The sequence below is a fragment of the Coleofasciculus sp. genome, assembly GCF_046539235.1.
Classification (GTDB): Bacteria; Cyanobacteriota; Cyanobacteriia; order Cyanobacteriales; family Coleofasciculaceae; genus Coleofasciculus.
The window spans coordinates 1-9,244 of the sequence record NZ_JBKHHI010000263.1 but is presented as its reverse complement, the minus strand read 5'-3'; the positions used below and the strand labels follow the sequence as shown (position 1 = coordinate 9,244).

General features: G+C 45.7%; 10 protein-coding genes. 2 read left to right on the top strand and 8 right to left on the bottom strand.

Annotated elements, in window-relative coordinates:
* Nucleotides 1–578: 578 nt before the first annotated feature.
* Nucleotides 579–1,535 carry a cyanophycinase gene (locus ACLFWI_RS20470; RefSeq protein ID WP_446414438.1) on the bottom strand — a complete coding sequence of 319 codons (957 nt, stop codon included), beginning with the start codon at nt 1,533–1,535 and terminating at the stop codon, nt 579–581.
* 524 nt (nt 1,536–2,059) lie between these two features.
* Between ACLFWI_RS20470 and ACLFWI_RS20465 the strand changes: the two genes are divergently transcribed.
* The gene (locus ACLFWI_RS20465) at nt 2,060–2,437 is read left to right on the top strand and encodes a DUF2237 family protein (protein ID WP_446414437.1); all 378 of its coding nucleotides are present in this window, start codon (nt 2,060–2,062) and stop codon (nt 2,435–2,437) included.
* 159 nt (nt 2,438–2,596) lie between these two features.
* Here ACLFWI_RS20465 and ACLFWI_RS20460 read toward each other — a convergent pair whose 3' ends face one another.
* From ACLFWI_RS20460 to ACLFWI_RS20430, 7 genes are all read right to left on the bottom strand, one after another.
* Nucleotides 2,597–3,169 (bottom strand): hypothetical protein, encoded by a 573-nt coding sequence (locus ACLFWI_RS20460; RefSeq protein ID WP_446414436.1) that lies wholly within the window; start codon nt 3,167–3,169, stop codon nt 2,597–2,599.
* Between the two features lie 49 nt (nt 3,170–3,218).
* Complete coding sequence (locus ACLFWI_RS20455) at nt 3,219–3,953, bottom strand: NUDIX hydrolase (protein WP_446414435.1); 735 nt, start codon at nt 3,951–3,953, stop codon at nt 3,219–3,221.
* A gap of 94 nt (nt 3,954–4,047) precedes the next feature.
* Nucleotides 4,048–4,614: a nicotinate-nucleotide adenylyltransferase gene (locus ACLFWI_RS20450; RefSeq protein WP_446409383.1), complete on the bottom strand. Its 567-nt coding sequence runs from the start codon at nt 4,612–4,614 to the stop codon at nt 4,048–4,050.
* Nucleotides 4,615–4,732: 118 nt separating this feature from the next.
* The gene (locus ACLFWI_RS20445) at nt 4,733–5,014 is read right to left on the bottom strand and encodes a type II toxin-antitoxin system RelE family toxin (RefSeq protein ID WP_446409382.1); all 282 of its coding nucleotides are present in this window, start codon (nt 5,012–5,014) and stop codon (nt 4,733–4,735) included.
* Complete coding sequence (locus ACLFWI_RS20440; RefSeq protein ID WP_446409381.1) at nt 5,001–5,270, bottom strand: type II toxin-antitoxin system Phd/YefM family antitoxin; 270 nt, start codon at nt 5,268–5,270, stop codon at nt 5,001–5,003. Before ACLFWI_RS20440 ends, ACLFWI_RS20445 begins: the two co-directional genes overlap by 14 nt.
* Nucleotides 5,271–5,379: 109 nt before the next feature.
* A complete protein-coding gene (locus ACLFWI_RS20435) occupies nt 5,380–6,756 on the bottom strand; it encodes a nicotinate phosphoribosyltransferase (protein ID WP_446409387.1) in 1,377 nt (458 codons plus the stop codon).
* 283 nt (nt 6,757–7,039) lie between these two features.
* Complete coding sequence (locus tag ACLFWI_RS20430) at nt 7,040–8,494, bottom strand: RtcB family protein (RefSeq protein WP_446414434.1); 1,455 nt, start codon at nt 8,492–8,494, stop codon at nt 7,040–7,042.
* A 387-nt stretch (nt 8,495–8,881) separates the two neighbouring features.
* Here ACLFWI_RS20430 and ACLFWI_RS20425 point away from each other — a divergent pair, with 387 nt between their 5' ends.
* Nucleotides 8,882–9,034, top strand: coding sequence for a hypothetical protein (locus ACLFWI_RS20425; protein WP_446414433.1), 153 nt, complete (start codon nt 8,882–8,884; stop codon nt 9,032–9,034).
* Nucleotides 9,035–9,244: the final 210 nt, after the last annotated feature.

Here is a 9,244-nt window from a genome sequence, read left to right as displayed (position 1 = left end):
CGCACTACTACGGCAAGGATTTTGCTATTCTTGATATTAGGGTTTAAACGCCGAACAGCTTAAAGCTGACTTTTCATGGCATATCATAATTTTGACCTAACGCCCTGAAGCGTCAGGTATGGCACGTAAATGTGTAGGGGCGGGTTTCACTACTATCTCTTCAGTTGCACCTAGATGCAACTAAACCCGCCCCGATTCACTCATCTATTTTTATGATATAAAAGTATTTTAGGCAAGATTGTTAGCATCCAGACAATATAACAAATTCGAGTGTATTAAGCTGTTCGGTATTTAAACCTTAATGTCAATAATGACGCCATCCTTGTAGTGGGAGCATCTTGCTCGTTACTAATACCCAATTTAAATGCATAAAAGCTTATTCATTTTCTACTTCAGTCCGCGTAGGCGGACTTTGTTTGTGTAGCTGCGATTTCCAATCGCCCTTTTATATCATGTGCGGTTGATCTTGCAATATAGGTTGAGTTTAGTCAATATGGGTGCGTTGATTTTATCGTAACTGTTTAGGCGGACATGATATTATCCCTTTGTTTGTGTGGCTGCTATTTTCAATCGCCCTTTTAACCCCTCCGCACAATACCATCTTGAACACTTGCGCTACGATAACCCCTAGAGGGTAGATGTTTCAGATCAAATTCCTCACCGTTTTCGCGTTTCCAAATCTTGTAGTTAGAAAATGTAAGCGGGGTTTGAGGTTCACAGTCTTCCGGAATATGATCAGCGAAAACAAAATACACCGCACCCTCTCCCATAACCTGGGCGATACCATCCCGGTTCACCACCAGCGAGGTTCCCTCATCAATACCTATCCCCAAGACACTATCAGTGATACCATCCCGAAGCTGACGCGCCATAAACGCCATCAAACGACCCATGCGATCGCGATCGCTAAAATGGGTATCTATAACTGTACCCTTCATTAACGACCAGTTGAACAGATCATAACTAAACAGAATATCTTCATAAGGATCATCTAAGGCATACTCACTATCAACCGCATCCGAACAGGCGTTATAAATAAAATCACTTTGAATCATCGCCCCAGCACTGGTTCCACCGATACCACCACCTTTAGCGCCAACGGATTTAATCGCGGCTTCTACCGCCGTATGCTTAAAGTTTCGGGTATAGTCGCACTGATCACCACCGGCAAAAAATAACACCTCAGCTTGGCGAATCGTATCCGCGACATCCACAGAATTGGCATCATCCCGACTACCGATAACCAAGGTTTCCACCGAATCCACCCCATTCATTGCCAGAATCGGTTCATTATAGCCAGCCGAACCCGATGAGCGAATCACAACCACATCAACCTGAGCCGAACAGTCGGTGCAACCTCTCGCCTGATTAATCATCCACTGAATCGCTTCGTCTACATCAGCCCCCCCGCCGCCTAAATCAAAAGCAATACCTGCGGGAACATTGACATCAGTCGAATTGCCATCAAAATAGCGGATAACCTTGGCAGATGCTGGTGCAACCCACAGCGACAAGTACATTAATACTACTGCCACAAGCTTAATGACTTTAGCAAGGGGCAAACCGGAGGTAGATTGAAAAGGACGAGAACCCATAGACTTATTGAAAGATGAAACCCGATATCAATAGTGGCACGAGTAAAAGGGCAGATATAACTGCCACAACTGTGACTGGATCGATATTGATAACGTTTTTTTCAGGTTTATTGCTCATCGAACACCCTCCCAAATTGACTAAATGCTGCTTTACCACCCGGCTGGGTAAACTGCTGTCCTTATCTTACTGCCAAGTGGGTGATCAAGGTATTGAACATTGCGAGATCCCCCCAAACCCCCCTTCAAAAGAAGGGGGGCTTTCTCTTCCCCCGTGGAATAGTTGTAGGGGCGGGTTTCACTGCTCACATTTGTTTCCCGCCCTGATGTAACTAAACCCGCCCCGATCAAGGTGCGAGGATTCTTGGACGAATGACAAATGACGAATGACTAATACGGGTCTTGCTGGATAGAAGCGTCTCTATGTATCCTACTGATGGAACGGTTTGTCAATAAAAGGTGCTGTTATGGCTAATGCAAAAAACGTCCTGGGTACAGAACTAGAAACCTGTTGCACATCTCCCATGACCGGATTTTACCGGGATGGGAAATGCAGTACTGGAGGCGGTGACTTTGGCGCTCATGTTGTTTGCGCTCAAGTTACTGAAGAGTTTCTGGAATTTACTAAACAGCGTGGGAATGACTTGAGTACACCCGTTCCCGGATTTAATTTTCCCGGTTTAAAACCAGGCGATCGCTGGTGTCTATGTGCCTCTCGTTGGCAAGAAGCCCTGGAAGCTGGCGCTGCACCTCCTGTGGTTTTGTCTGCTACTCATGCATCGGCTCTAGAATATGTTTCCTTAAGTGAACTTAAACAACATGCTCTTGATGCTCAAGGTGCCTAAAAAATTTTGGGATTTTAACCCAAACGTATTTGAGAGTTTGTGATGTTATGTCCGTTTGTGTTTAACTTGTTTCTAGAGCAATAGGTGCGTTACGCTACCATTCGGGAACGCTGCGCGAACGCTAACGCACCCTACAATTAACTACAATTAACTCATGACTTATGACTTATCAGTTTTGGAGTTTTGTACAGATGAAAGAACCGGATTAGAAGCAGTATCAACATTGTCTAAAGCGGGTTTTAAAATCTGCCAAGCTTGTTGCGCTTCGGGTAAAAATTGATCTCGTGCGGCTTTAGCTTCGGCAAATTTGATTAGCGTTTTGGCAAAACTCTTATCTGTCGCTTGCTGCATTTGTTCGGGAGTCAGGGGTTCAGGGCTAAAAAGTGCCTCAATTACCGGACGTAACTCCAACGCCTGCTGCTGTACCTCTTCTAAGCTAACTCGTAAGCTGGCTAAATGCGCGATCGCCTTCACCGCTTGAATGATTTCCGGCTCATCTTCTGGTGATTCAACGGCTGATGGGGGTCCAACCACAATTAAATCTTCACTGCTTAACCCATCGGCAAAACTATTCGCATCTAAGCTGGTATCCTCTGGGTCATCCATCCGACGTTCAATTTCTTCCAGCGCCTTTTTGCGACTGCGATCGCTATCCGTTCTGCCGCTGACTTCGATAAATAAACCCAGTTCCTTTAAATGTTTGGTGGTGTACTGAATAGTCGATTTGGTCATAATCGTTTCGATAAACAATAATTATAAACTACGATAAACTGTTATATCTTCAAAGAAAAACCAACGGCTTATCCTTCAACGGCGCAAACGCCTCAGCATCAAATCGATATAAAGAGGCTGGACGCCCTGCTCCCCGTGAGGCTTTTAGACCCGTATCGGCTAAAAAACCCAACTTCAACAAACGGGTGCGGAAGTTAGAATAATCCGAGAAGTTTTCGCCTAAAACAGTAGTATAGAGTTGATAGAGGTCACTGAGCGTAAAAACATCGGGTAATACATCAAACGCGACAGGACTATACTCCAACTTATTCCGCAAACGCTGATATCCATACTCGATAATTTTGCCATGATCGAAGGCTAGGGACGGTATTTGCTTAACCGGATACCACGCAATACCACTCACTCCCTCAGCAATGAACTGTGCTTCTTCAAACCGAACTAGGGCAAAGTAGCTAACCGATAGGTAACGAACGCCAAAGCTTTTTGGGGATTCCCTCGGATCGCGATGCGGACCACCAAAGGTGTAGAGTTGTTCCAAGTAGAGATTATTCACCCGAATTTTTTCCACCAGAACCCGATGGGCAGCATCTTCTAGGGATTCTCCTTGGCGCACCAGCGTTCCCGGTAAACTCCACCGATGGGAAAAGGGTTCATCCCGGCGCATGATTAATAGCACCAAGACGCGGTTTTGTTGAGTATCGACAGAGAAAATAACAGTGTCAACACTGACTTTGAAGTCAGCTAACGCTGGTTGGTTTATCGGTTTGATGCCGCGTTCTGACATGATTATCCAAAACTGTGACGTTTTGAACTTAAAAAAGTGATAGTCCCCCTAAAAGTATAGCTAAGAACGTCCCTGTTCCGAAGTCACCGTTGATCTAAGCGTATAATTTTTCTCGATTGATATACTCTTCGACAGAAGGTGTTATGACATCTGGATCTGCTTTTTCACGATAGGCTGTGGAGGAAACTCCAGGAACGTTCAGATCCGCGATCGCAACGTGAGTTCCAAGCTGCCTCAATCTCTCTAAACCTTCCTTGTCTATGTCATACCCGGGACGCGGTACAATCAGCAACTGTACCTGGCTGAGTAATTCTTCAATCCGATACCAACGGGGTATCTGATTGACTAAATCCGAACCCACTACGAGAGTATAGTCCACCTCATCCCCCCAAATTTCCTTGGCTTTGGCTAACGTTTCTAAGGTTCTGCTACGACTCAACTCCTCATGTACGCCAATATTATTAGGCTGTGTTTCAATTTCGGAAATTAACACCTCTAACATCCGCTTGCGGTGTTCTAGGGAGGTTTGGTGAGACTTAAACGGATTATCTGACGCCCAGACAGCGACTTTATCGTAGTGCTTTGACAACCATTTTAGAATGGTTTGATGGGCGGCTGTGGGTGGATCAGCACTGGTTCCGAATAAGGCAATAGTGGTCATGTCAAGTCTGTTAGCATGGTCATTATAATATATCTATATGGGTGGATACAGATACAAGGCTGAATGTAATTGTTTTATCCTGATAATAGGAGGTATTAAACTGGCATTCCTAAACGCACTATTTCAAGAGGCGTTCTAGCCGTTTATATACATCATCATCGTTACGCTTACCAACCAATATGACTTCAACCAAATCCTGATTCGGATTGAACCGATATACGATTCGGTACTCACCACTATCAACCCGATAATAACCTGGATAACCGGATAGCTGTTTGCTATCAGTAGGCAGAGGATCAACATTCAGTGCCAACACTTTCTTAGCAATTTGAGCCGCAATTTTAGGTTGTAACCCCTTGAGAAAATCCAGAACCGTTTCTAGTCCATCAAGCTTCGCCATTTGCCAAACCCTGGAGAGTTGATGTGAATGTTTCTGTTCCCACCATCTGAGAGTTCTTCAGTGCGGCTACTGCTGTTTGACCTAAAAGCATATCTTCTAATTCTTCGAGGCGCTTGAGTAGTCTCTGGTAGGTCTCAGCAGACATAATCACATGGCTAGGTTGAGATTGCTGCGTCACCACAACAGGCTCAAGAGCGGCTTGCTCAAACACTTCACTATGGCGATCGCGGGCATCTATGAGAGTATAACTATGCATAGCTAGATTTAATGTTCACGACTATTGACATTCTGTCTTAATTGTAGATGACTATCGTCACTGTTCTATTCAACTGAAGGGAGCAGACGGCTAGGGAGGATGCCAAGAATTAGACATTGGCTGCTTCTTGCTCTAATCGTTTTTCTGTCTGTTGAGTAAGCTGTTTTAATGCATCAGAGATATCTATTTGTAGAGGCTGGGGATCATCAAGTTGGCGGATTGCATCAGGAATCATTGCCACAGTCGCCGCTGTACGTTTTTTGATGTCCGCTAACGGTTCCGGTGGGTTTAAGCGTTTACCCTCTTTAACCATTAGTTGCAGCAAAGGCTGTTCGTTTGCTTGAGGGGATTCGGATGCCGTTGCCAGCCGATCTTTGCTAATTTTTCCTTCAACGCAATGGCGGAAAACTTGTTTGCGTCCAGGATAGGTTTCTTTGCTACTCGACTGCTTCATTGTCGGAATGCCATCCATTTCCACCAGTTTGTACACCCCATTAACCGGTTTACCTGTCACCAGTCGTGTACCAACACCATAACCATCAATAATACCACCCGCCTGTTTAATTTTGGCAATCTCCCATTCATCCATGTCACCACTGGCAAAGATTTTCGCTTCTGGTAGCAGCGAGTTCACTTGTTTAGACAGATCAGCAATATCTCCAGAATCTAAGCGCACACCTGCAACCTTAGTCTGATTTGCTTTAACCTGTTTTGCCAGACGTTGGGCAGCCGCTACTGTATCATAAGTATCAATTAATAGAGGCGCCGTGGGAAAATAGCGTTGAAATGCACTAAATGCCTCATCTTCACTCCCAGATACAGCAGCAATTGCCATCACCAGCGAATGTGCCATTGTGCCGCTGGGTTTTTGGTTTAACTTCAGCGCGGCGACCACATTTGAGGTAGAATCAAAACCGGCGGCTAATGCTGCCCGTGCTGCCCAGATTGAGCCTTGTGGACTAAATGCACGGCGAGTGCCAAATTCCAACAGCTTGGCATCCTCTCCAGTGACATCTCGTATCCGCGCTGCCCGAGTCGCAATCAGGGTTTGGTAATTAATTGTATTCAGAATATAAGTTTCTACCAGTTGGGCTTGCCATAGGGGGGCTTCTACCCGCAGCAGGGGTTCATTGGTGAATACGGCAGTTCCTTCGGGTACAGCCCAAACATCGCCAGAGAACCGTCCTGACTTGAGGACTGACCAAAAGCGGTCTGGGACTTGATCAAACTGTCCTGTAGCCTGCAACGCCTCTATTTGAGATTCAGAGAACTGCAGCTTTTCCAGATAATCTAACGCCTGTGCTAATCCCATGGCAATTAAATAGCCAAAGCCGTTGGGCAAACGTCGCACGAATAACTCAAAGCTGGCGCGTCGATTCTCTAACCCTTCACCAACGTAGCAAGCTGCCATGGTCAGTTCATAGAGATCGGTTAATAGGCTGTAATCGGCTGGAGTGAGGGTGAGTTGTTGGTCTTCCTGTGGCATAAGTTTCAGAAGGTTATTGTTGATTGTTGATTGTTGATTGTTGATTGTTCATTGTTGATTGTTCATTGTTGATTGTTCATCGTGCATTATTATGAACCATGAACAAATCAGACGTATAAGGACTGAGTATTTTAACGGCGACCTAGTGCAGGATTGACACCCTGCTCCCGGAGTTAGTTCTGTTGGCTCAATTGTAGTAGCCAGCCCCCAAATAGCCCTATACCTTCTGAATTAAATTTGGCATCGGGTCAATTTTTTGGCACGAAGACTTCCCCCCCACAAATTACGCTTTAAACGTCAAAATCGGTCGTAAACGCGCTACTACACTGACCATCTCTGCCTTAACTTGTGCTTCAATTACGGGCTGAATGGGCTTATAAGCCACGGGTGCTTCTTCAATCCGCCGTTCTTCCCGCAGGGTAATGCAATCAACACCCGTTAACCCTAAGGTTTCCTCACTATAACCCGCCCCGCGACGACTCAGTTCAAAGCGCGATCGCAACCGTCCCGCCCCATGAGATGCACTCCAGAGAAAGGCGGGGTTTCCTCGACCAACGACTAGGTAAGAGGGTGTCCCCATTGAACCTGGAATAATCACAGGCTGTTCGGCATAAGCCGGACAAGCGCCTTTGCGAGTGATCCACCGATGAATTTGAGCGGATTCCTTTTGAGGCAAAGTAATATTATGGGGCAAATCGTAAACCAAGGGGGCTTCTATATCCCCATAAACCTGCCGTAAGCGCAACCGTAACAGTTCCGCTAACACAAGCCGATTCACAAAACCATAGTTAGCGGCGGTTGCTTGTGCTTGCAAATAATCCTGCACCAAGTCAGGGTTCCGGTGAACCGACAGAGAAAACAGCCGAGACTCTGGATCAGGATGTCCTTGTAACCAAACCGCTTGAGTACGGGTTCGCCACAGTCCCCCAATAAATTTACCCACATTCCGGGAACCAGAATGCACCATAAATGCCAATTGTCCCTCTCGCACTCCCCAAGCAAACGCCCTTGCCCGATCTTCAATCGTCTCAACCACCTGAATTTCCACAAAATGATTGCCACCGCCAATTGTCCCCAATCCCCCATCTCGCACCCAACCCTCCTCGGGAACGAGTTCCTCTGGTGCCCAGCGTATTGCCCCATCTAGGGAACCACCCAAGTAAACGCGATCGCATTCAGCCGCTAACTGATCCAGTTCAGAGTTGACGAAACTACCCGTTGGCGCATCCAGCATCCCATCCAGCCAACCTGGAATCCCATGTTCAAATAAAGCCCGACTGGTTTTGGCTGTCATCGTGACATCACGAGTACCCAAAAAGTAATCCCCTTTGATCAACTCAACAAAGCGATCGCGTTTGTTTAAAAAGTCATCAATCGATAAATCCGCCAGATGTAATCGCATCCCACAGTTGATATCAGAACCAACGGCGGCGGGAATAATCATCCCTTCCGTTTCCACGACTGAACCGATAGCAACTCCGGCGTCACCGGGATGAAAATCCGGCGTAGCGCAAACCTGACAAACATGACCCCCTGATGGATGGCGAATGTTTGCCAGATTCGCCAACTGTTTAAACGCTTTTGCTTCCACTGGAAACCCTTCTGGCAGTAAAACCTCTGCCACAGGCGCATTGGCAGAATTTTGGAGACGTACAGAGTAGATCGGATGGTTGTAGTGAACATCCAACCCCTGTCGAGACAATGCCCGCAGGAGTCGGCGCAAATTTTTCGGCTGCATAACTAATACCTAACAAGTCAAAACGACTTGCCTTAATCAATGTGGAGCATTTGGCAGACTTCGGTGCAGCAGCCGCAGTTAAGCCTGCTTTTGCCATTATACGATCAGGCGTTTAAGTTTGGTGGACTATCGTAGCGAATGTCAGGGTTTCCCAGCATGGGTGTAACAAATCATTACAGAATGTCAAGGATGTAAACGAAAATTTATACAAATAGCGAATAATCGGGCGTTTGACTGAAGCTTGGGAAAAGTATTGCAAACATAATCAAATAAATGTTGCAAAATACTGTTTTTTTGTGGTGTATCCCTGATAATTAACAAGTGAATTGCATACCAATACACCAATTTAAATCTGATTGAGATTTACTCTATTAGGAGGACAAGGTTATGAATATTTCCAAACTGTTTGCAGAAATGACCCAATATATATCAGAAGCGGTTGTGAGAATTTTTGGTCCCAGTGACGATGCTTATCCGTCTACGGGCGTGCAACCCTTCAGTGGTGAACTTTTCCACGAACCCAGAAGAGCGGATTGGTAACCTCCGATAACAATCGGTAAAAAAATCGGTTTGGTAATTGTTCATGGGTTCATTCCAAAAATTAAGTTGGTGAAGATAGGTTAAACCACTTCACCAACTTTTATTTAGGTATTTTTTATAAAGGAATTTGATTGGATAAGCTGACTACTCGGTGTCTACTACCTTCGACCGCTCTGATGGAGAGTTGCGTCTCCCGTTGGTAGTAACAAA

Excerpts from the sequence above, each read along its gene's own strand:
- ACLFWI_RS20450 (WP_446409383.1), bottom strand. The coding sequence starts at position 4,614 with ATGACCACTATTGCCTTATTCGGAACCAGTGCTGATCCACCCACAGCC.
- ACLFWI_RS20455 (WP_446414435.1), bottom strand. The coding sequence starts at position 3,953 with ATGTCAGAACGCGGCATCAAACCGATAAACCAACCAGCGTTAGCTGAC.
- ACLFWI_RS20460 (WP_446414436.1), bottom strand. The coding sequence starts at position 3,169 with ATGACCAAATCGACTATTCAGTACACCACCAAACATTTAAAGGAACTG.
- ACLFWI_RS20440 (WP_446409381.1), bottom strand. The coding sequence starts at position 5,270 with ATGCATAGTTATACTCTCATAGATGCCCGCGATCGCCATAGTGAAGTG.
- ACLFWI_RS20465 (WP_446414437.1), top strand. The coding sequence starts at position 2,060 with ATGGCTAATGCAAAAAACGTCCTGGGTACAGAACTAGAAACCTGTTGC.
- ACLFWI_RS20435 (WP_446409387.1), bottom strand. The coding sequence starts at position 6,756 with ATGCCACAGGAAGACCAACAACTCACCCTCACTCCAGCCGATTACAGC.
- ACLFWI_RS20445 (WP_446409382.1), bottom strand. The coding sequence starts at position 5,014 with ATGGCGAAGCTTGATGGACTAGAAACGGTTCTGGATTTTCTCAAGGGG.
- ACLFWI_RS20425 (WP_446414433.1), top strand. The coding sequence starts at position 8,882 with ATGAATATTTCCAAACTGTTTGCAGAAATGACCCAATATATATCAGAA.
- ACLFWI_RS20430 (WP_446414434.1), bottom strand. The coding sequence starts at position 8,494 with ATGCAGCCGAAAAATTTGCGCCGACTCCTGCGGGCATTGTCTCGACAG.